Source organism: Limosilactobacillus sp. WILCCON 0051 (genome assembly GCF_039955095.1).
GTDB classification, from domain to species: Bacteria; Bacillota; Bacilli; order Lactobacillales; family Lactobacillaceae; genus Limosilactobacillus; species Limosilactobacillus allomucosae.
Window position 1 is genome coordinate 1836750 of the sequence record NZ_CP154878.1, and the last position, 20550, is coordinate 1857299.

The following is a 20550-nucleotide window of genomic DNA, read 5'->3' on the forward strand; positions in this document are numbered from 1 at the left end:
TTCTCCTTTTGGTTTTAATATTCTTTGTAGATAACCAGTGCGTCTCGAACTACGCAGCAGCTGTCGATATCGTCGACCATATTTGATTGCAGTTTGACATCCACGATGATGTAGTCGGGATGCTTGGCAATCCACTTATTGATTTGCTCGTCAATGCTGGGATCGTCAAAGCCTTCCATAAAAATTTTTGTTTTGATCATGTTCGTCCTCTTTTAGCCAAAAATTTCAAGTATCAGATAACAGGCAGCTGTTATAGTTCCGCTGACAAGGCTGATCTGAATGCCTAACATCCAGTCACCCCAGATCGCATACACTCGTCCACCAATCATGATCAAGCCACTGATGATTCCTGTGATCCATAAGATAGATTTCGAGATAGATTTCACTTTCGCCTCATCCAATCAAATAGCTCGTTTAATTCCTTCGCAAGCTCCGGGTTCTGTTTCTCGCGCTTGTGCCATTCGTAGGCCGACTCAGCACATACAGCTTGCAACAAGTTAACGCCACGAGTCTTGCGATGGTTGTTTAAATGCATCCCCGGCCGATGGTGATATTTCTTTTCATACTCAACCAGGCCTTTGTGCTTTCGTGCTCGTCTAGTGCTCATTTAATCGTCCCCATTCCTTTAAGTTTTCCTGCCGGCTCTAACATCCAAACCGTAAATCTGATCATCTCAGTTTTATGCTGCTTGTAGCTTCCAGCATATGGATGTTCTCGGCGCCAAACACGCGAAAACTCACTCTGCAAGTTATGGCATCGTAGCTTTGGCGTTCTAAACGGCATAAGCGCGACATCATGGATTTTCCTGCCAGCTCGCTTGTTATTAGCACGGCTGCCATTACTAACACGCACTATCAGTTGATGGCGCTTTGCTCGCTTACTACTCATCGTTTGTCCTCCTAGTCAATAATCGTTGGTTGTCGAAATGAATCGATGTCGATTTTCTCAGCATCAAAATCTGTAATTTGATAAGTGATGCCCGTCTGCCGCCAATGCCGATTAAGATTATCAACAATTAGACCAGCCGCTTGTTTTTCACTTGCAGCAGCCACTAGCCAATTACCGATATGCCAGCGAGAAAAAGTTACTCGGTATAAATTCATAACTCGCGCTCCTAAAAAATCTTTAACAATACCGCCACTATCAACAATGCCACTAATAAATCAATATGAAATGCTGAGCTGATTAAAATCGCTGTCATAAAAGCCGAAGCTACAACGGCTATGGCCCACAAAACAGTGATCAAGTCATATAGAATTTTCATTGTTCCTCCGAGTCGTTTTTCTGCATCTCATCTAGCAGCTCTTTATCCATGCCGTCATCGCGTTCTGGCTCTTCCGCCACATAGTAGAAGCCTTTCTCGTCAGGAACACCATACTCGCCGGCAGCTGCTGAAACGTGAATTTTCTCGTGGCAAACACGACAGCGGATGTGCTTGTATCCATATGGAATCTCTCGCGTGTATGATTCGCCACAGAATGGACACATTACTTTTGCCTTCACTGGTTCGCGCCATCCTGGAACGTCAGCGTAGTTGATGCGGCGTTCTTGCTTTTGATCATCAGGAATGACTGTAAGGCCATGATTTTCTTGCTCATCCCTAGTTAGTACCTTGCTTGCCAATGCCAGAAAGGCAGTTCCTGTTGCCATATCAAACTGTTTTGGAGTTTCCAGTTGCAACCGTGTCCCATTGTTTTCGAATGAAAGCTTCATGTTAGTCGTTCTCCTTTTTGTTCTTGTCAGCGCCGGCATCGATTTCAGCTTTGGTGTAAGTCCACGAATCCACGTGGTCATCAACCGCCACAAGCGTGATGTACTTGGGATTGATCAGCAGCGTTGAGCAATTATTGAAGCTCGGATCCACTGACATAATCACGTTGTCCGTCTGATACAGCCGGCCGTCCTTAATGCATTCTTGAATTTTGGCACATTCCTTACTTACGTCAGAAGTCCAGATGGTCCATGTCTGCTCGCCTGCGCCAGGAATCATGGCGTAGATATCAATTCTTGTCATGTTTGTTCTCCTTACTTGAATTCAGTAACCCATTCAGCAACATCAAATTCTTTTGCCCACAACTCTGTATGCGGCAGTTTGATGATTTCGCTAAAGCGACTAGGATCTGGCGTGTCGTTGCGGATAAACCAGATATCCTTCGTCTGGCGTGTTAAGGCATCGCATTGAATAACAACGCCGTTCATCCCCCTAATCGCCATGTTGAATAACAAAAACGGTACTGCACGATCACTCATTTCTTCTGCCTGGTACCAGTAGCGGCGTGGATCATAAGTTAAAACTGATGCCCACTTTGGCAACTGATGATCTCCGTTCTTGCCTTTGAAGTTCAAAGCGTCATTTCTTCGATTAAAGTCCCAGTGGCTAATTAAAATCCCACCAGTTCCAGCAGTCGGCTCAAAATAAGTGTGCGTCCCGTCATTGTTTGCTTTGCTTACACGAGCAATATTTGTGTTAACCACTCGACTGAGCAATCTTGCGACACTGTCAGGAGTAAAATCCTGTTTCATCTTTTTTCGCTGTGCCTGCTCGTCTTCAAAGTACTGATGGAACCAGTCAAACGACAAGTCGCTTGAAACATTCAGAAATTTCTGAAAAAGCGTTTCTCGAGATTCTTTGCCAGAGATTAGTTCCATGATTTTGTCCGGCGCTTTATAGGCATCATCAATCCCCAGAATTGAATTAACTGTCTCGACATCAAACTGCATCTGCTATCGTCTCCATTTCACGTAGTCAACATAGTCCAGGATCATTTGATATTGGAAGTCGCTCATCATCGAGCATTGTTTTGTGATTCGGTCTAAGAAATCGCCAAAGCCATCAACGGTAATAACTGGCTGATATGTCTTCTGATTTACCTTCTGATGCACGAATTCTCTAAATTCATCACGCAATTGATCCTCATTGGTCTCGCTGACTGTCCATCTACCTTTTTCGTCAAACAGCTTTCCTGATACAAATTTCCGTTTCGGCTGCTTATGCCGGCCATTAATCTCTGCTGTCATTGCATATCAGCCAGCTTATCCATCACTGCTCTAGCATCCCGTTTCTGGTCATGCATTGTTTCGTGAATGTAGACCTTGTTGGTTACACGATCATCAACATGACCAAGCCGAGCTGCAATCGTTTTAGTTGGCACACCTTGTGACGCCAAAAATGATGCGTGTTCGTGTCTTAGACCGTGAATGCTCATAACTGGGATGTCGATAAATTTACATATTCTGGCAAGGACATTGTTCCAGGTGGAATTGAAACCAGAAGTGTTGGTTCCAAAGATGGTCTCATCGTCCTTGCACCCCCCCATTTCGCGCTGAAAGCACCGGGCTGTAATATTGTCCATCGCAATCTTACGAACTGAGTATTTATTTTTGGTTGGCTTGAACTCGTTGTAGTGGTCGTCAAGCGATGCATTCCGCTTATAGTCCCACGTTTTGTTAATGCTTAAAGTCATCCTTTTAAGGTCAACGTCTTTTGGTGTAATGCCGAAAAGCTCGCCAAATCTCACTCCAGTTCTGATCGTTATCATGAGCCCATCGCTATACGTTGATTGATCAAATTCAAGTACTTTAATTAATCGTTCTAGCTCTTCCGGCTCAAGAAACTTCTTTTTCTTCTTTTTGGCTGGCTTGCCCTCAGGAACTACAATGCCATAGGTAGGGTCTCGTTTTAGGACTCCTTCATAGGCAAATAGTCTTTTTGCAGGCGCTGCGATTGAGTGCCAGAAATCAAGGGTTGTTGCGTGCTCATGGTCAACTGAGTATCGGTTCAATATCTGCTGCATATCGTCTGCTGACATGTTGCGGATCTTTAAATCTGGTGCCAGTCTTCTTAAATGGCGTCCTGCTAAGTCCCACTTTTCATAGGTTCGTTCAGCAACCACGCCTTCTTTGTAAACCGATACCCAATAATCGTAGTAATCGGGATATAGCGTATCCCGTAGTTTGCTACGTGGGATTGCTTTGATCATCTGTTTCGCCTTCCTTAAATCTTGTAAATCGGGATGTTAGGAATCTCTCGGTTCTTGGCATCCCTTTTCTTCTTCTGCAATGCTTGCCAGTCGTGCATCGTATAGATGTTCTGGCCTAGCCAGTCATCAAGGATCGTCTTCAGATAGCCATATGGCGTATTAGGCTCCGCGATCTTTGTCAGGTCGATTGCTTTCTGGATGACTTTGTCAGACATTCCCTGATGCTTAACGTCTAGGAGCAGACGTTCAATCTTCCCAGTCATGGCACCCAAGCTGTCTGGCCATGCAACAAGAGGAAGTTTTTCTGTTTGTCGAGAGGAGCTTAATTCCTCTCTCTCTTTATTAATACTTGTAATATTATCTTTCGCTTTTCCGTGGGGAGGGGTAGTCATTTTTGCGGGGATACCCCCTCCGTTTTTCCGTGGGGAGGGGGTACTGCCCACGATCGGATTACTCAGCGGATACAGTCGCCGCTCTTTAACCTGCTTGGTATTCGGATAGCAGATAATCTCTCTGTAGAGATACCCGCACTCAACGAGCGTTGATATCCATTTAGATATCGTCTTCTCGTTGATGTCATAAAGCTCAGCAAAGTAAGCGTTACGGGCAATGCAATACCCATATTTGTTGCTCAGAGCTGTGATTTCGCTGTACAGCTCACGAGCGTTAGGCTTACCAAGCCGTTTGTCGTACCTGACATTTGCCGGCAGGATAGAGTAGTATGACGGGGTCTCAACCATCACGCTCACTCCTTTCTCCGTTCGCGTACTTTATTGCGCACCGTAATAAGCGGCTGTTGCGCAAGTTCTAGGCTTGCAATTGCCATCGACAATCGTTCGATAATCTCTTCTTTGCTGAATTCATTGCAAGAGATATGCGACAATGAGCCAATGGTTGCGCCAATTTCTTTTAGCGTTTCATCAATTAATGCATTTTCATTTGGTGATAAATTCATATGTTATAATTCCTTTTGTAAAATATTTTTGTTATTTGCGTAACTAGTGGCGGCTAGTTGCGCTTTTTTGTTGCAGTAAAGCCATCGTGTCTGCCCCAAACAGCTTGACTGCCAAGCGTGAACGGATGAACGGCTTCCACGCAGCTTCTACGCTAACTAAGGTAGTCAACACAAATGCCGTTGTTGTGAAACCGTCTACCCAGCACCAACAAGCTAGAGTAACAAGCACAAGCCAGTTAATAATGGTTGCGTTCATAACGTTTCATCTCCTTTTCTAATTGACTGATTCGATTCCCTAAAATGCTGTGATCCACTAGCAGCAATGCCACCATGAGCATTGCAAAAATTACTCCAAATAAATCCATCATCGTACCTCCTTCGCAATCCAGTTGATCTCATCGTGATGTTCATGCATCCACGGCCTAGCGTATGGCAGGTAAATCTTAGTTACCTTGCCAGTACCATGAACTCCCATTACCCATGCGCCAGGCTGGCCGTTTTCAACCTGAATTTCTGGGAATTGGTCAAAGACATACAACCGGATCCAACTCTTTGCCTTGCCAGCAAATAAGTCCGCCCGTATGTCTTCGAGCTTGATCCAGTCCGGCTCTGGCTTGGATCTTCCTAGAATCTTCGCGATTAGTGGTGCAAGCTGTTTGGCTAGTTCAAGCAAGGATTGCTTTGTCAACTTGATTTCCATTGATATTTTCTCCTACAGCCCCAGATCGTTGTCGTCATCAACGATCTCTTTCTTATGTTCCTGGAATTTTTCAATCGCCTTTTCGTTGTAGTAGTAGCGATCACCACTCCAGTAACCATATTGACTGCGGTGCCCTTTCGGAGCTTTTAATCCTAAGATCTGGCCCCACTTGCCAATGTTGTAAGCATTAGTGCCGAGCTGTTCGGCAATTGCACCGGCGGTAACGGCAAGACCGTTTGTGATTGGGAACATCAACTGATTCGTAGCTTCCGTGTAGTACGCTTGGCGATAGCGCTCTTCTTCCTGACGGTCGCCAATCTTGATCAGCAGTTCAGCTCGCTTGTTAGCAGCTTCCTGTTCTTTCACCGCTACGTACCGGCGATGATATTCGAGATCTTGGCGTTGGAAATTCAAATCTCCGTTCGCAATCAGCTTTCCATTGTGTTCAGCCTCGTACTCGTTAAATAAGCTGACGTACGTAGCAGTAAAGATTGTTCCTTTACGGCCACCCACCTTGTGGCCCACGAATTCGCAACCCTTTTTGGTTAGCAGGTAGCATTTATAATGCTTACCAGTGCCGGCTTGATAGCTTGATTCAATGAAGAATTGGTCAGAATCCAATTTTGGATTTTGATCCAAAACCTCTTTGTAGCTGTCAATATCACGCACCAAATGTGCATGAGTTTTGCCAATCATCTTGGCAACGTCCCGACTATCAATTACTTGTTGTTTGGAGTCGCTAATATATTTAATGATTTTGTCAGTATCGAAATTGTCCATTTATTTTTCTCCTTTTGAGTTTTTCTCAACGTTTGGGATAAAAAAATCGTTCAATGGAATGCCCAATTTTTTGCTAAGCAATGGCAATTCGTTCGCTTTGAATTTTTGACAACCATTCTCTCTTTTCAAATAAAGAGAACGATTGGCCAATCCTAGCGCTTCGGACATTTCTTGAAGTGTATATTTATGTTCCAGACGTTTCTGCTTGATTAGTTGAATATTAATCGAGTAGGTCAACATTTCACTTCCTTTTTGGTTGCGATTATCTCAACCACGATTTTTATTATACGTTTCGATTTTAGAAACGTCAACACCAAAATTTCTTTTTTCTCAAAAATATGTATCTTTTTTAGAAACATTGCTAAAATAGAAATTGTAAGCGAAACCGTACACACCAGCGATAATAAGGAGGCGTTAAAATGCAAACACAATTAGCTGCCAGAATAGTAGACCTGCGAGAAAAAGTTAACATGAGTCAATCGGAACTGGCCAAGCGTCTTGGCATCGACAAATCATCAATGAATAAAATTGAAAAGGGAACCCGAAAAGTTTCTAGCGAAGAGCTTGATAAAATAGCGTCTATTTTTGATGTATCAGCAGACTATTTACTAGGTAGGAGCACGCCAGATAAAAAGCATCTGGAGCAGGAAATCGACTTAGATAAGGCTATAGATAACGCAATGAGCTTTGACGGAAAGCCAGTTACTGAGCACGACAGAAAAATGATGAAACAGCTTTGGAAAGCATACATGGCCGGAAAAGAATAGGTGATGTTGTATGGCTGAAAAAGTTGTAGACATCATTAAAGAGCTTGGCGTATCGGTGATTGTTGGCAGTTTTGATAATCCCGGATACTACGTGCCGGAGCTTAACGCCATTTACATAGACGAAAAGCTTGACGAGTGCCAACACGAAGCGGTTCTGCTGCATGAACTAGGGCATGCCGCAAAACAGAAAAACGAAATCGATCTATACAACGCAACCAAGACGATGAAGCTTAAAATGGAATGCGAAGCCAATCGCTTTATGATCAGTTATCTGTTTCATCGATACATCAAATACACCGGTGAAGAACCATATAGGGTCGACTATCTGGAGTTTATGCGCCAGAATGACATCCCTTTGCGAGATGAGGATATCGTTAAAGAGATAATCGCCGACTATTAATTGCCTACGTCCAAGCGTGATTGACGTTAAAAGCTATTGGGAGGCAATAAAATGTTCGATATTCTTTTGGCAATCGTTTTTGGATGCCTAGCCTGGGGATCCTGGCATGAATACACAACCAAGCCGGATAAATACGCTAAGTACAGCTCATTTGGTAAAAAGGTAGTTGTTATTGGTTCTGGACTTTTAGCTGTCATTTTTCTCTGCTCAGGATTATTTGGTGGCCACAGTAAGAAACAGCCCGCTGCCTACTACAAATTGGGCACGCCAATTTCAAAGGTGGCCAAGAATGCAAAGAGCCATTCTGACGGAGCCTACTATACCGTCAAAAGCAGATCATACGTGCGGTATTATCAAACTACTAATGCTGACGGCAAAAAGGTTGTGTCAGCCGTTAAATTCAACTATTTCGAGACTGACAGCGCATCAGCCTCAAACAAAAAGGTACTGAAGGACTATCAAAAAGTGACCGCATCAGATCTCAAAGAAACATCAAAAGATCATTACGTTTCTAAAAAGACTGGTAAGCATTACTGGTCGTCCGAAACCAAAGATGATAGCGGTAAAAACAGTCAAGCAATTATCCATCTGACGTATGACGATCTGAATTGATTAAAAATAAAAAATCCCACCCGCCAAAAGCGAGTGGGGAGTAGTTCAAAGCACTGCCATTATACCACAAGGGAGTGTGCATTTATGGCAAATTTCATGAAACGCAACGGTAAATGGCAAGCCAGAGTTTCCTGGCGAGATGCCGACGGTAAGCTGCATCAAAAATCAAAAGCCGGTTTCGCCACCAAAGCTCAGGCCAAGCTGTACGCAACCGAGTTGGAGTCCGAGCTGGGTAAAGGTGTGGATGTCGCAGCTGACCCGGTGTTTGCTGACTACTTCGAACAGTGGTACAAGACATACAGAGAGCCACACTTAGCCAAGCGTACTAAGGCTCTGTATGCTACTAACATCAAAAACGTCCGGGCATACTTTGGCAACACAAAGATTAAAGCAATCACTCGTGGGAGTTATCAACGTTTTATCAACAAATTTGGCAAAAATCATGCCAAAGGAACAGTATCAAGCTTGCAGTCTCGGGTTCGTGCTTGTGTAAAGTCAGCAATCGCTGACGGTATCATATCTCGTGATTTTACCTATGGTGCAAAAATCGCCTATAACAGCAATTCTGACAATCGCGTTGAGTATCTATCCATTGATGAGCTAAAACGGCTGACCAAAGTCGTGACTGACAATTTATCGCCGGGCAACATCCCCGCATACATGATTTTGACGGCAATCTATACTGGTGCACGGTTTGGAGAGATTCTTGCTTTAACGTGGGATGATGTCGATTTTGATGACAAAACGCTTTGTATCGACAAGGCGTTCGACTATCACGGCAAACGTGGTTTTATACCAACCAAAACGCCGTCTTCGGTGCGCACGATTCGCGTTAATACCAAGCTGCTAGATCAGCTGAAAAAAATCCCGAAAACAGCAGACAGGATTTTTGATATAAATGGCACTCCACGACTCGACATGCGCGTCAACAGAGTTTTAAGATCATATCTAGAACAAGCCGGTATTGATAAATCGTCTTTTCATTTCCACAGTCTCAGGCACACGCATGTGGCCTATCTGCTCAGTCAAGGTGTGGACCTCTACGCTATCAGCAAGCGACTAGGTCATGCCAATATGTCGATTACCAGCAACACTTATGCTTACTTTATCGATGAGTACAAGCGCAAATCTGATGATCAAATCGAGTCAAAGCTGGATAAAATTTAAGTTGTTGTACGTATGCTGTACACACATGCTCAAAACGCCTGTATATAGCCATTTATGATAGGGTAATAACATTATTTGGGATTGATTTACGGATCAATCGTCAGTGGATTTTATTGGATTAAATAAAGGGAGTATCAAATATGCAAAACTTGGATGAGTCAATTCTGCAAAAAGTCATTAAAACCCGCCCACAGGAAAGCTTTAAAGGAACTTTTGGCAAGATCGTGCTGGTCGGCGGCAACGAGAATTTCGGTGGTGCCATCATCATGGCCGCAACCGCAGCAGTCTATGGCGGGACTGGCTTGGTTACGGCGGCGACCGACCCAGCCAACTCGGCAGCTCTGCATGCTCAGCTGCCAGAAGCCATGTTTGCCGATTTTAATGACGATCAGCTGGTTGGCGATCTGATCGTAGCGGCCGATACGGTGGTCGTTGGCCCTGGTCTAGGCGATAACGCGCAAAGCCTGCACATTCTTAAAAACGTTTTTGAATACGTGCACGATGGCCAGACATTGGTAATTGACGGCTCGGCAATCACCTTGATGGCCCGGGAAAATCTGAAACAGCCAGCCTGCCAGATCAGTGTCATCTACACGCCGCATCAAATGGAATGGCAGCGGCTTTCAGGAATCAAGATTGCCGATCAGTCCGTTGAAAACAATCAAAAAGCCGTTCAAAAGCTGAATGCGACCGTTGTCTTGAAAAAGCACCATACCGAAATCTATCATGATGACCAGGTCTTTAAGCTGCCAATCGGTTCTGCCGCGCAGGCTGTCGGTGGGATGGGCGATACGCTGGCCGGAATGGTCGGTTCGTTTACGGCTGAATTTAAGGATGCCGGTTTGGATGCGGTGTTGGCCGCTGTTTACGCGCACAGTGCCGTAGCTGATCAAATCGCGGAAAATCAATACATCGTTTTGCCTCACCAAATCAGTCATGCCCTGCCTGCCTTTATGAAAAAAATTGCCGTGCAGGATTCCAAAACGCATATTGGATTTATGGACTAAACAAAAAAAACCATGACGTTGGTGTGTACCCAAAAAGTTGGAATTGAATATTAATTACTTGTAAACTGAATAAAAATTTTTCTTAGGCAACTAGCCGTGCTTCATATTGAAGTGGGGTCAGGTTGCCTAATTTTGTTTGTATCCGGCGGTGGTTGTAGTAGTCAATCCACTCTTCAATGGCTTGAGTTAAGTCTTCTTGATTGGCATAATCAGTGTCCGGCTTGATCTCTGCTTTAAGTTTGCTAAAGACGGTCTCGCAGGCGGCGTTATCCAGACACGTTGCTCGATGGGACATGCTTTGACGAATCCGACCATGCTTTAATAAGACTCGCCAGGCACGATGCTGATACTGCCAGCCTTGATCTGTATGCAGAGTTAATTGATACCCAGTGTGCGGTAAAAGATCGATTAGCTTGCGCAAAGGCTTAAGGCTGAATTCCAGGGTTGGATGCGTCCCGATTTCCCAAGTCAGAATCTGGTTGGTTGCCAGATCCTTGACAATTTCCAGATAAACCTTACTGCCGTCCTTAGCCTTCAATTCAGTAATGTCGCAGACCATCTTTTGATATTTGCGATTGCTCATAAAGCGACGACGGATTACGTTTTTAGCCTTCTTACCCGACGGACCTTTGGAAGAATCGTACTTGCGGCGGCGTTTGCTGTATTTCGTACATTGAAGGCCCATCTCACGCATCAAGCGGTAAATTCGCTTGTGATTGGGCAGTGGACGATTAATAATTCGGTAGTAGTCACGCACCTGCGCGCTCAGTCGACGAACGCCATAGTCGCCTTCAAAATATTCAAACAGGCCCTTGATGACGGATTTAAGCTCTTCTTCGGCTTCATTAGGGTGTTCAAATTTGGCCTGCCAATACTGGTAAGTTGACATAGAGATTGGCAGTGCTTCAATCAGGTCTTTCAAACGATATTTTGCCTTGAGGTCATAAATTACTTGGGCAAGTTCTTTTTTGGATGCTTTCTCAAGGCTGCCAATTTTTTTGAGGCATCGAGTTGAATCTTTAAGGATAAGTTCTCTTTTTGGAGAAGCTGATTCTGTTTTTTTAAACGTTGAATCTCTTTCTCGTGATTTGAGCTCATGTTTTGATTTCCTTCCTGGTCGTAGTTTTAAGAGGGCCGGTGCTCCATGTTCGTTGTACTGACGCTCCCATTGATAGACAGAGCCTGATGAACGAAAGCCAAAGTGGATACAGGTCTCTGGAATGGAAGCTCGGTTTTGTTGTTTCCACTTTACCAGATTTAAGCGGAAATCCCCAGTTACGGTTGGTGGATTCAATAGTTTTTCCTTGCCGAAACGTGCATAAATACCCACGCAGATTTGAAAGTCAAGCTTTGCAATCCCGTATTTGCGAGCGATCCCCCGCAGTGAACTTGCCGTTGTACAGTACTCTTCAATTGCCTTGATCTTAGTCTCTATGCTGATTTTGGTCATAAAAATACCCCCAAAGTTGTGTTTCCAACTTTGGGGGTACGGGTCACGTCACAACTGGGCGTCATGGTTTTTTTATGATCGAATCTAATTGATTAAGCGGCAAATAAGTCATTGACCGCTACAACAATCTGCTTGGGCGTCAGATTATCCTGAACGATCTGCCCAGACGCGCGCAGCTCCAGCTTGGCGTCTTGCGGCTGTTCAGCCAGTTTGGTTAGATCGACTGCTTGGTTGTTGGTATCCGTAACGTCGAAATGAGACTTCTTCATCTGGTTAATCGTAGTTTCCTTGATTTCCATAATTAAATCAGCCTTCCTTTCTTGTTTGCAACTATGTTTTAGCACGACGCGGCCAGTTTGTTAAATAATTTGACCTTTTCTGACCAAAACTTTAGACAGTAAAAAAGCCCGCCCCAAAACTGAGACGAGCAGATTGATTTAATTCATATGCAGCCGTTCGCGCAAAAGCTCAGCCCGCGCGCCCAGCAGATGATCAGCCAGGCGCGATTTCAATGCCAAGTAGCCATAGATGCCGCCACCAATGGCCACGCCAACGATCAAAAGGAAGAACGCAGCATAGCGGCCGTGCGGATTAACCAGATAGCCCAGGCCGAACATCACCAGCTTGGTAACCACAAACATGACCAGAGAAAAGGCCAGAATCTGATTGGTCGGCTTGGCCATTTCTTCAAAGTGCAGGCCAAATTCCATATTAAACGAATGCAAAATCAGGTAGTTCATCACCACCATGGCCAGGGCCGTTGCCAATAGCGGGCCCATGCCTTTTAAAAGCCAGATGCATGGGAACTGCAAAATCAGCTTGATGATCATGCCAATTCCTAGAATCTTCATCATCTTGCGGTTTTCTGAAATCCCCTGCATCATCGCGGCCGCCACGCTGTAAAGTCCCATGGCGATCGAGGCAAACGCGGCAAATTCTAAAATTACGATCCCGGCCTGATTATAACGATAAAAGACCGTGTAGACTTGCGGTGCTACGGCAACCAGTCCCAAGGAGGCCGGCACCATGATAAAGTAGAACAGCTCCAGCGCGTTTTCAATCTGCGTGCGCATGCCTTCCTGATCGCTTTTGGCGCGCGCGTTGGCCAGCAGCGGAATCACCGTCGTTGCCATGGCCGTAGCCACCGCAATGATGATCATGTAGAGCTTGTTGGCATTAAAGCTGAACATGGCATAGACCGTATTCATTTGATAGTAGGTAAAGTGGCCAACCAACGGCATCATCTTAAAGAAGGTATATTGATCAATCAGTTGGAAGATCGTAATCCCTGATTCAATCACAATAAACGGGATGGCTTGATAAACGATCTTGACAATCAGCTGTACCGTCGAGATTTCTGGTGTTGCCAGACTGTTTTCCAACATCTCCTCCATTGGCCGCCGGTAGTGAATCCGCGCCATAATCAAGACCGCGGCTGCTCCCAAGGCCCCGATAAAGGCAGCAAACGTTGACTGGGTAACCGCCAAGACCCAACTCCCTTTTTGGATCTTCATGACCAGATAGGTGGCTCCCAGCATATAGATGATTCTTAAGAGCTGTTCGATCAGCTGCGAGATGGCAGATGGCGCCATCCAGCTGTACCCCTGCAGATACCCCCGCGAGATGCTGATGCTGGGAATCAAGAGTACGGCCCAGGCCAAAGAACGGATGACCGGAATCTCATTAGGGTCCCCGCCATCCAGCAGTGAAGCGCCAAACATCATGATCAAGGCCGCAATCACCCCGGTTGCCATCGAAACGTACATCCCGGTATGATATAGCTTTTTGCTGATGTTGGTTTGATTGATCCCATTATAATGGGCAACCAGCTTCGACATCGCGGATGGGATCCCCGCCGTTGCGATCACCAAAAACAGGTTGTAGATGTTGTATCCCTTGGCGTAAAGCGCGTTGGCCTGATCACTGTAGGCCCCCATCCAAGTTACCCAAGGAATGATATAAAGTGCACCCAGAACTCGCGACAATACACTCCCTGCCGTCATCCAGGCCGACCCACTGAGCATTTTTGCCTTGGCTGCAGCCTGCTTGCTCGGGGCCGTTTTTTGTTGTGCATCCATAATTTGCTGCTTTCCTACCTTTTTAATTGTTAAAATTTCAAAAAATAATCCTAACTATTCTAGCTTGAATTGGCAGTCAGCGCAAATCAATTAACAATTTGTTAAGAAAACCTTAACGGGTCGCTGCTAAAGCCTGTTTGATATCGGCAATCAGATCAGCCGCGTCTTCAAGACCAACCGACAGCCGCAGCAGCTTAGGCGTAATCCCCAACCGCTGCCGCTGCTCGACTGAAACGTCCGCGTGCGTCTGATAGTAGGGAATCGTAATCAGACTTTCGATCCCGCCCAGACTCTCAGCAAACGTGATTACCTTAACGTGATCAAGCAGTCTTTCAACCTGATCAGCCTCTTTTAGATAAAAGCTGATCATGCCGCCTTTGCCCGGATAAAGAACTTTTTCCACTTCCGGTGCCTGCTTAAGATACTCAACGATGGCCTGGGCATTTTTAGTGTGCTGAGCCATACGCACCTTAAGCGTCTTAAGACTTCGCAAAAGCAGCCAGGAATCAAACGAATCCAGCGTATCGCCAGTCGTAATGTAGTAGTCGTAGTATGCCTGAGCCAGTTTTTCATCCTTAACGATCACTGCCCCGCCGAGCAAATCATTATGCCCGGACAGATACTTGGTCGCGCTGTGAATAACTACGTCAGCTCCTTTTAGCAATGGCCGCTGATAGATTGGCGTGTAAAAGGTATTGTCAACGATCACCTTGATTTGCGGATCATATTCATGAACGGCTGCTGCAACTGCTTGAATGTCAATTTCTTTCATGGTTGGATTAGAAGGCGTCTCCAGCCAGACGATTCTGGTTTTAGGCGTCAGCTTGGCAGTCAGATCAGCAAGCGAACCGCCATCCCATTGATCAAACTCAATACCGGCATGCCGATTCAGATAATCAAAGTAGCGAAAGTCGCCGCCATACAGATCATCCAGTGAAATCAAGCGATCGCCGGTTTTTAAAATGCTTAACGAAAGCTGAACGGCCGCCATCCCGGAGCTGAGTGCAAAAGCTGCCGTCCCGCCCTCCAATTTGGCCAGCGTCTTTTCAACGGCGCGGCGATTGGGCGTTGAAAGGCGCGAGTAGGTATAGTCTTTGGTCGCGTCAAAATTGATGGCCTCTTTTAAGGTTGGGTGACGATAATTAGACGACAGATAGATCGGCAGGGCCACCGCGCCACGCTCATCTTCATGATTGCCGGCCTGCGCTGCGATAGTTGCCAATGACGGTTCGGCTTCATTCTTTTGACATTCACACATAAATAATTCCCTCTTTCTGCTATTTTCTGATTCATTCAACTGGTGATGAGACTGTTTTGATCCATGCGTTCTAATGCTGCATGCCAGTGCTATAAAAACCTGCTGATGATCAAATTGCCTTGGCTAATGCCTGATCAAGGTCCGCGATCAAGTCGCGCTGGTCCTCGATGCCAACCGCCAATCTGATCAGCCCCGGCGTAATTCCGGCTTTAAGCTGCTCAGCCGGTGAAAGCTCCGCGTGGCTCATCTTGCTTGGCAGCTCAACCAGACTTTCCACTGAGCCCAGGCTGACTGCCAATTGAAACAGCTGCAGCGAATCAACGAACTTAACTGCATCCACATTGTCAGCCAGCTCGATTGAAAGCACGCCGCCCGCACCCTTGGCCTGGCTGCTTAGCGTTTCATAGCCTGGCTGGCCGGGCAGACCGGGATAATAGATTTTTTTGACGGCTGGCAGCGGCTGCAGATGAGCAATGATTGCCTTGACGTTGGCCTGCTGGCGATCCATTCTGACGCTTAAAGTCTGCAGCCCGCGCCGAACCAGATTGCTGTCTTCTGGCGAAAGCACGGCCCCAAGCGCGTTTTGCACAAAGTAGAGTCGGTCGCCTAATTTTTCATCATTGGTAATCACCGCGCCCGCACTGACGTCGGAATGCCCAGCCAAATATTTAGTTGCACTGTGAATCACGATATCAGCACCTAAAGTCAATGGCTGACAAAGATAGGGACTTAAGAAAGTGTTATCGACGATCGTCAGCAAGTCATGTTTTTTAGCAACCTTGGCCACAGCCGCAATTGACGTCACCTGCAGCAGCGGATTGGTAACTGGCTCAAAATAGACTGCCTTGGTATTAGGCTGGATCGCGCGTTCAATGGCCGCCGAATCTCTGGTGTCAACCGGTGTCGCGCTCAGCCCCCAGCGTTCAAAGAACTGATTGAGCAGCCGAAACGTGCCGCCATAGATCTGATCGCCAACGATGATATGATCGCCGGCTTTAAAAATTGCCAGCGCCGTATGAATCGCCGCCATCCCGGAAGAAAGCGCCAATCCCCGCGTACCATGCTCTAAAGCAGCCAACTGATCCTCAAGATACTGCCGTGTTGGATTTCCCGAGCGGCCGTAGTCATACTGGACTGCCGCGCCGATTTTAGGATAGCGATAGGTCGTTGAAGTATAGATTGGAACGTTGACGGCTCCCGTCTGATTGTCATTTTGGGCTGGCCCGTGCACCAGTCTGGTATTAAATTCTGTCATGTCTTTCCCCTTTCTCAAGGCAATAAAAAAGCCCTGAACCTATTGATAGATTCAGGACGACGCAGCTGATCCGACGTGGTACCACCCGATTTTACCGCTGGATTGCCCACAGCGGCCTCAACAACACCAATTGATGTCTGGGATGGTAACGGATCCTGCCGGGAATTCAGCCAAACTGACCAAATACCTTGCTCTGAGCTCATCTTCAGCCGCTGGTTCGTGCTGCCCTTTCACTGACGGCAGTCGCTGAAACACTAATAAAGCGGCCTACTCTTCTCATCAACGCTTTTATAATTATTATTTAATGAATTTCTTAATTTTCACTCATTATAGTCACGCGATTTTCTCATGTCAACTAAATTTTTTCAGTCAGCATTGAAAATTTAGTAAATCATTTTCACCAGCAACCTAAAAACGCCGCGGCAATCAGCCGACGACGTTTGGTTGATTCATATTTTAGCGCAGCCGTCCCCGACTATTTTTGATTAGTCAAGATGATGTCGCTGGCCTTGACTTCCGAGCCAAAGTAAGGCTTCAGTTCCTGGTTGTAGTCCTTTTCAAAGAAGTTTTCATCGTTAAGCTTGGTAATTTCCTTGTTGGTCCAGTTCAAAAGCGATTTGTTTCCCTTTTTGACGGCTGGGGCAATGTATGAGCTCTTACCCAGCTGCTTGATGCCAACCGTGTACTTAGGATTGTTCTTAACCCAGGCGTACAGGTAGGAGTTGTCATCAGCCAATGCTTTGGCGCGACCGTTTTTAAGCGCGTTGAACTGCTGCGTCTTGGAGTCGAACTTCAAAAGGCTGGCGCCGGTCTGGTGTTGAGTAAAGTATTGTTCAGCCGTTGTCCCCTTGTTGACGATCAGTTTTTGCCCTTTCAGCTGACTGACCTTGGTAACTGGATCGCTCTTTTTAGAAACGACCCCAACGGAAACCTTCATGTATGGCTTGGCAAAATCAACCGTCTGCTTGCGTTCCGGCGTCACAGTAAAGTTGGCCAAAACCAGATCCGCCTTGTTGGAGTTCAGCGTGTCGACCCGGTTGTTGGCGTTGACCTGCACGAACTTGGCCTTGACGCCTAAATCCTTGGCAATCCGCCGTGCCAGGTACAGATCATACCCCACGCGCTTGCCATCCTTGTTGACCCAGCCATATGGCGGCAGGTCGCCAAACACGGCAATCTTAATGTAGCCGCGCTTCTTGATTGCTGAAACCGAACTCTGATTATCAGCGGCATGGGCCGTCACAGTGCCTGCCAGTGGTGCAAATGCCAGTAGCAAAGCGCCCAGGGCCAATACCAGCGTCTGAATCAATTTTTTAAAACTCTGCTTTTTCATAATCAGTTCCCCTTTTCTCAAAAAACACTAAAAATCCATACTCTCCAAAAACTGCTGGGCCCGCTCAGTCTGCGGCTGCTTAAAGAACTGCTGACCCGGCGTATCCTCTAAAATATGACCATCCTCTAAGAACAATACCCGATCGGCAATCTGGGCCGCAAAGTTCATCTCGTGAGTTACGATCAGCATCGTCATGTCTTCTTCGTCACTCAGCCTCTTGATGATCTCCAAGACCCCTCTGACCATCTCAGGGTCCAATGAGGCCGTGACCTCATCAAACAGCATCAGATCCGGATGCATGGCCAGTGCTCTGACAATGGCGATCCGCTGCTTTTGCCCACCCGACAGCTGGCGCGGGTAGGCCTGCTCATAATCGCTCAAGCCAACCATGGCCAGCAGTTTTTTGGCTTCTGCCGTTGCTTCTTTTTGTTCGCGCTGCTGAACTTTGGTCGGTGCCAGAATGATGTTTTCCAAAACCGTCATATTCGGAAACAGATCATAGCTTTGAAAAACCATGCCGATCTTTTGTCGCAGCTTTTGCCAATGCTTTTCATCGGGAATCACGTTCTGGCCTTCAAAAGTGATCTGACCGCTTTGAAAGTCCTCTAAGCCGTTCAGCGTGCGAATCGTCGTACTCTTGCCCGATCCGGAAGGTCCCAGCAGTGCCAGCACCTCGCCTTTTTTGAGCTCAAAGTTGATATCGAACAAGACTTGGCGCTCACCGTAAAACTTGTTTAAATGCGCTACTTTTAAAATTTCTTCAGTCAAAAGACATCCCCCTTAATCTGCTTGCTTGGCATCCATCTTTTTTGCCCAGCGCGACAATGGATAATCTACCAAAAAGTAAAATACGAAAATCAGGCCATAAACCCAAAAGACCCCTGTTCGATAAAGATGATTGTTGGCCTCGATAATCTGCTGTCCAATGTTGATGACGTCCATCACGCTGATCATCATCAAAAGCGAGGTCGTTTTAATCACCCGCGTTGCCAGATTGATCGTTGCCGGCAGCTCCAGTCGAAACGCTTGGGGCAATAAGACGTAGTAAAACAGCTGCTGCCGATTCAAACCCAATGCCAAGCCTGATTCCCGCTGATGCTTTGGAACCGAGATCAAAGCTCCCCGGACGATATCGCTGAATTCCGCGGCCACCCATAAGGCAAACGCGACGACAGCCATCAACGAGCCGGGCAGATTGGCTGCATGCATCATTCTTGGCAGGATATAGTAGGCCAAAAACAATAGCACAACCGTGGGCACGATCCGGAAAAACTCGAGATAAAGCCGCAGAATCAAGCGCAGCAGCCGATTCTTAAACGTCCGCAAGATTCCCAGCACCGCGCCTAACGCCAGCCCAATCAGCAAGGACAGCGCCGCGATCCAAACCGTCGTCCACAGCCCGCCCAGCAGTCGCGCAAAGTTATGTCCTTCCAACAAAACGTTAATTCCCGAATGTGCCATAGCGAACCTTCCTTTCCAGCCAAGTCAAAATCAAGGACAGGGGAATCAAGATAATTGCGTAGGCGATCACCAAAACGAAAAGATATTCGTTGGAACGGTAGTAAAGACCGATCAGATCCAGCGCCGTATTCGTTAGTTCCGGAATGGCAATCACCGAAAAAATCGAGGTTTCCTTAATCAAAAAGATCACGTTGGCAGCCAGGGCAGGTACCGACAGTGCAAATCCCTGTGGAAAGACTACGTAACGGGCCAGCTGCCAGCTGCTCATTCCCAGGGCCTTGCCGGATTCCAGCTGCGTCTTGGCCACGCCGTTAAAGCCGCCGCTGAATCCTTCTGCCATGTAGGCGCCCCCTAAAAAGATCAAACCAACGATCCCACAGGCCGCCGCGCTCATTTTCCAGCCAATTACCGGAAATGCATAGTACAAAAAGAACAGCTGAATCAAAAGCGGCGTATTGCGGGCCAGCTCAACGTAAGCAGCCAGGATGCCAGCCAGATACGGGACCTTGAAATACCGCACCAGACTAACGATGATGCCCACGACCATAGCGCCTAGAATTCCCACCAGCGACAGCCACAGCGTCAATCGAAAGCCCTTGGCAAATTCAGGCAGGCTCTGCTGAATGATCGTCCAACTCAAAACTTCTCACTCCCCTTTTAGACAAATATTTAAATAATGTCTAATCAAAAAATTGCATGAAAAAAGGCCCATTGTCTTTCCATTCCTTTAATCAGCCTTTTGGGACCGCAAAAACAGTAACCCAAAAAGGCCTCAGATCGAAAAATCGATTGAGGAATAGATTAACAACAGGCCATCATTGACGAAAAGGCAGAAATTTCCAATGCTTTAAATTGATGCTTCAACATAGAAATTCCTCCTTTCGCAATGAAATTCAATAATTAAAAATCTCTTAAAAATTTAATGGCTTTATTATAGCGATCAAGTTTTCAATTGTCAACGTCTTATTTATAGTAAGCTGTTTTACCTAATTGCCTTGAGTGCTTCAAAAGCCTATCCCAACAAGGATCAACGCATTTAATATTTTTCCAGATCGACTTCAATCAGCCGCACTTCACGATCCGAAAAAGCCGTTTTCAGCTGGTCGATAGGCGTTGCTGCTGGTGCCGGCTCAAAATGGCCCAGCTTGTCATTGATCACGATCGCCAGCCCCAGCTTGGCATTTTCGATCGCCTCATCCATGGTCTGCCCCTGCGTAAATGCCTCGGGGACATCCGGAAAATCAACCTGAATCTCTTTTTCGGTTGGGGTAAAGACTGCTCCATAGCTAACCAGTTCCATTGCTGTTTCCTTTCTTTAAAATCCAAAAAGGCCAGCCTCGACGCTAT

Annotated in this window: 28 protein-coding genes; 5 read left to right on the forward strand and 23 right to left on the reverse strand. The window is 46.3% G+C overall.

The genetic code is table 11. The features are described 5' to 3' along the window. Window positions 1–14 precede the first annotated feature (14 nt). From ABC765_RS08510 to ABC765_RS08570, 13 genes are all read right to left on the reverse strand, one after another. A complete protein-coding gene (locus ABC765_RS08510; protein WP_347980220.1) occupies window positions 15–200 on the reverse strand; it encodes a sporulation protein Cse60 in 186 nt (61 codons plus the stop codon). A 699-nt stretch (window positions 201–899) separates the two neighbouring features. After that, window positions 900–1103: a hypothetical protein gene (locus ABC765_RS08515; RefSeq protein WP_347980221.1), complete on the reverse strand. Its 204-nt coding sequence runs from the start codon at window positions 1101–1103 to the stop codon at window positions 900–902. A 157-nt stretch (window positions 1104–1260) separates the two neighbouring features. Continuing rightward, window positions 1261–1713: a hypothetical protein gene (locus ABC765_RS08520; RefSeq protein ID WP_347980222.1), complete on the reverse strand. Its 453-nt coding sequence runs from the start codon at window positions 1711–1713 to the stop codon at window positions 1261–1263. A gap of 1 nt (window position 1714) precedes the next feature. Next, window positions 1715–2014, reverse strand: a complete 300-nt coding sequence (locus ABC765_RS08525; protein WP_347980223.1) for a hypothetical protein — start codon at window positions 2012–2014, stop codon at window positions 1715–1717. Window positions 2015–2025: 11 nt separating this feature from the next. Beyond that, window positions 2026–2721 (reverse strand): SAM-dependent DNA methyltransferase, encoded by a 696-nt coding sequence (locus tag ABC765_RS08530; RefSeq protein ID WP_347980224.1) that lies wholly within the window; start codon window positions 2719–2721, stop codon window positions 2026–2028. Window positions 2722–2724: 3 nt separating this feature from the next. Beyond that, complete coding sequence (locus ABC765_RS08535; protein WP_347980225.1) at window positions 2725–3018, reverse strand: hypothetical protein; 294 nt, start codon at window positions 3016–3018, stop codon at window positions 2725–2727. After that, a complete protein-coding gene (locus ABC765_RS08540) occupies window positions 3015–3980 on the reverse strand; it encodes a site-specific integrase (RefSeq protein WP_347980226.1) in 966 nt (321 codons plus the stop codon). The genes ABC765_RS08535 and ABC765_RS08540 overlap by 4 nt, the downstream gene beginning before the upstream one ends. A gap of 14 nt (window positions 3981–3994) precedes the next feature. Further along, the gene (locus ABC765_RS08545; RefSeq protein ID WP_347980227.1) at window positions 3995–4720 is read right to left on the reverse strand and encodes a helix-turn-helix domain-containing protein; all 726 of its coding nucleotides are present in this window, start codon (window positions 4718–4720) and stop codon (window positions 3995–3997) included. A 5-nt stretch (window positions 4721–4725) separates the two neighbouring features. Next, complete coding sequence (locus ABC765_RS08550) at window positions 4726–4935, reverse strand: hypothetical protein (RefSeq protein WP_347980228.1); 210 nt, start codon at window positions 4933–4935, stop codon at window positions 4726–4728. 236 nt (window positions 4936–5171) lie between these two features. Further along, entirely contained in the window at window positions 5172–5300 is a 129-nt protein-coding gene (locus tag ABC765_RS08555) for a hypothetical protein (RefSeq protein WP_347980229.1), read from the reverse strand. Further along, entirely contained in the window at window positions 5300–5635 is a 336-nt protein-coding gene (locus ABC765_RS08560) for a hypothetical protein (RefSeq protein ID WP_347980230.1), read from the reverse strand. The genes ABC765_RS08555 and ABC765_RS08560 overlap by 1 nt, the downstream gene beginning before the upstream one ends. 12 nt (window positions 5636–5647) lie before the next feature. Further along, a complete protein-coding gene (locus ABC765_RS08565; protein WP_347980231.1) occupies window positions 5648–6415 on the reverse strand; it encodes a Rha family transcriptional regulator in 768 nt (255 codons plus the stop codon). Continuing rightward, window positions 6416–6652 carry a helix-turn-helix transcriptional regulator gene (locus tag ABC765_RS08570; protein WP_347980232.1) on the reverse strand — a complete coding sequence of 79 codons (237 nt, stop codon included), beginning with the start codon at window positions 6650–6652 and terminating at the stop codon, window positions 6416–6418. It abuts the gene before it with no gap. Window positions 6653–6834: 182 nt separating this feature from the next. Here ABC765_RS08570 and ABC765_RS08575 point away from each other — a divergent pair, with 182 nt between their 5' ends. The 5 genes from ABC765_RS08575 to ABC765_RS08595 all read left to right on the forward strand — a co-directional run bounded on the left by ABC765_RS08575 (window position 6835) and on the right by ABC765_RS08595 (window position 10368). Further along, entirely contained in the window at window positions 6835–7182 is a 348-nt protein-coding gene (locus ABC765_RS08575) for a helix-turn-helix transcriptional regulator (protein ID WP_347980233.1), read from the forward strand. Window positions 7183–7192: 10 nt separating this feature from the next. After that, window positions 7193–7582: a DUF6782 family putative metallopeptidase gene (locus ABC765_RS08580; RefSeq protein ID WP_347980234.1), complete on the forward strand. Its 390-nt coding sequence runs from the start codon at window positions 7193–7195 to the stop codon at window positions 7580–7582. A gap of 51 nt (window positions 7583–7633) precedes the next feature. Then, window positions 7634–8194 (forward strand): hypothetical protein, encoded by a 561-nt coding sequence (locus tag ABC765_RS08585; RefSeq protein ID WP_347980235.1) that lies wholly within the window; start codon window positions 7634–7636, stop codon window positions 8192–8194. Window positions 8195–8278: 84 nt separating this feature from the next. Next, complete coding sequence (locus ABC765_RS08590; RefSeq protein WP_347980236.1) at window positions 8279–9361, forward strand: tyrosine-type recombinase/integrase; 1083 nt, start codon at window positions 8279–8281, stop codon at window positions 9359–9361. A 140-nt stretch (window positions 9362–9501) separates the two neighbouring features. After that, window positions 9502–10368 carry an NAD(P)H-hydrate dehydratase gene (locus tag ABC765_RS08595; protein ID WP_347980237.1) on the forward strand — a complete coding sequence of 289 codons (867 nt, stop codon included), beginning with the start codon at window positions 9502–9504 and terminating at the stop codon, window positions 10366–10368. 82 nt (window positions 10369–10450) lie between these two features. Here ABC765_RS08595 and ABC765_RS08600 read toward each other — a convergent pair whose 3' ends face one another. The 10 genes from ABC765_RS08600 to ABC765_RS08645 form a co-directional block, all read right to left on the reverse strand. After that, complete coding sequence (locus ABC765_RS08600) at window positions 10451–11818, reverse strand: IS3 family transposase (protein WP_347964342.1); 1368 nt, start codon at window positions 11816–11818, stop codon at window positions 10451–10453. A gap of 92 nt (window positions 11819–11910) precedes the next feature. Then, window positions 11911–12117 carry a hypothetical protein gene (locus tag ABC765_RS08605; protein WP_347980238.1) on the reverse strand — a complete coding sequence of 69 codons (207 nt, stop codon included), beginning with the start codon at window positions 12115–12117 and terminating at the stop codon, window positions 11911–11913. 138 nt (window positions 12118–12255) lie between these two features. Then, window positions 12256–13896 (reverse strand): polysaccharide biosynthesis protein, encoded by a 1641-nt coding sequence (locus ABC765_RS08610; RefSeq protein ID WP_347980239.1) that lies wholly within the window; start codon window positions 13894–13896, stop codon window positions 12256–12258. A 112-nt stretch (window positions 13897–14008) separates the two neighbouring features. Next, window positions 14009–15154 (reverse strand): PLP-dependent aspartate aminotransferase family protein, encoded by a 1146-nt coding sequence (locus tag ABC765_RS08615; protein WP_347980240.1) that lies wholly within the window; start codon window positions 15152–15154, stop codon window positions 14009–14011. A 109-nt stretch (window positions 15155–15263) separates the two neighbouring features. Next, window positions 15264–16409, reverse strand: a complete 1146-nt coding sequence (locus ABC765_RS08620) for a PLP-dependent aspartate aminotransferase family protein (protein WP_347980241.1) — start codon at window positions 16407–16409, stop codon at window positions 15264–15266. A gap of 475 nt (window positions 16410–16884) precedes the next feature. Beyond that, window positions 16885–17742, reverse strand: coding sequence for a transporter substrate-binding domain-containing protein (locus ABC765_RS08625; RefSeq protein WP_347980242.1), 858 nt, complete (start codon window positions 17740–17742; stop codon window positions 16885–16887). A gap of 27 nt (window positions 17743–17769) precedes the next feature. Then, the gene (locus ABC765_RS08630; RefSeq protein WP_347980243.1) at window positions 17770–18510 is read right to left on the reverse strand and encodes an amino acid ABC transporter ATP-binding protein; all 741 of its coding nucleotides are present in this window, start codon (window positions 18508–18510) and stop codon (window positions 17770–17772) included. 12 nt (window positions 18511–18522) lie between these two features. Then, a complete protein-coding gene (locus tag ABC765_RS08635) occupies window positions 18523–19203 on the reverse strand; it encodes an amino acid ABC transporter permease (protein WP_347980244.1) in 681 nt (226 codons plus the stop codon). Then, complete coding sequence (locus ABC765_RS08640; protein ID WP_347980245.1) at window positions 19184–19843, reverse strand: amino acid ABC transporter permease; 660 nt, start codon at window positions 19841–19843, stop codon at window positions 19184–19186. Before ABC765_RS08640 ends, ABC765_RS08635 begins: the two co-directional genes overlap by 20 nt. 396 nt (window positions 19844–20239) lie before the next feature. Continuing rightward, the gene (locus tag ABC765_RS08645) at window positions 20240–20503 is read right to left on the reverse strand and encodes a type II toxin-antitoxin system HicB family antitoxin (RefSeq protein WP_347980246.1); all 264 of its coding nucleotides are present in this window, start codon (window positions 20501–20503) and stop codon (window positions 20240–20242) included. Between the last annotated feature and the right edge of the window lie 47 nt (window positions 20504–20550).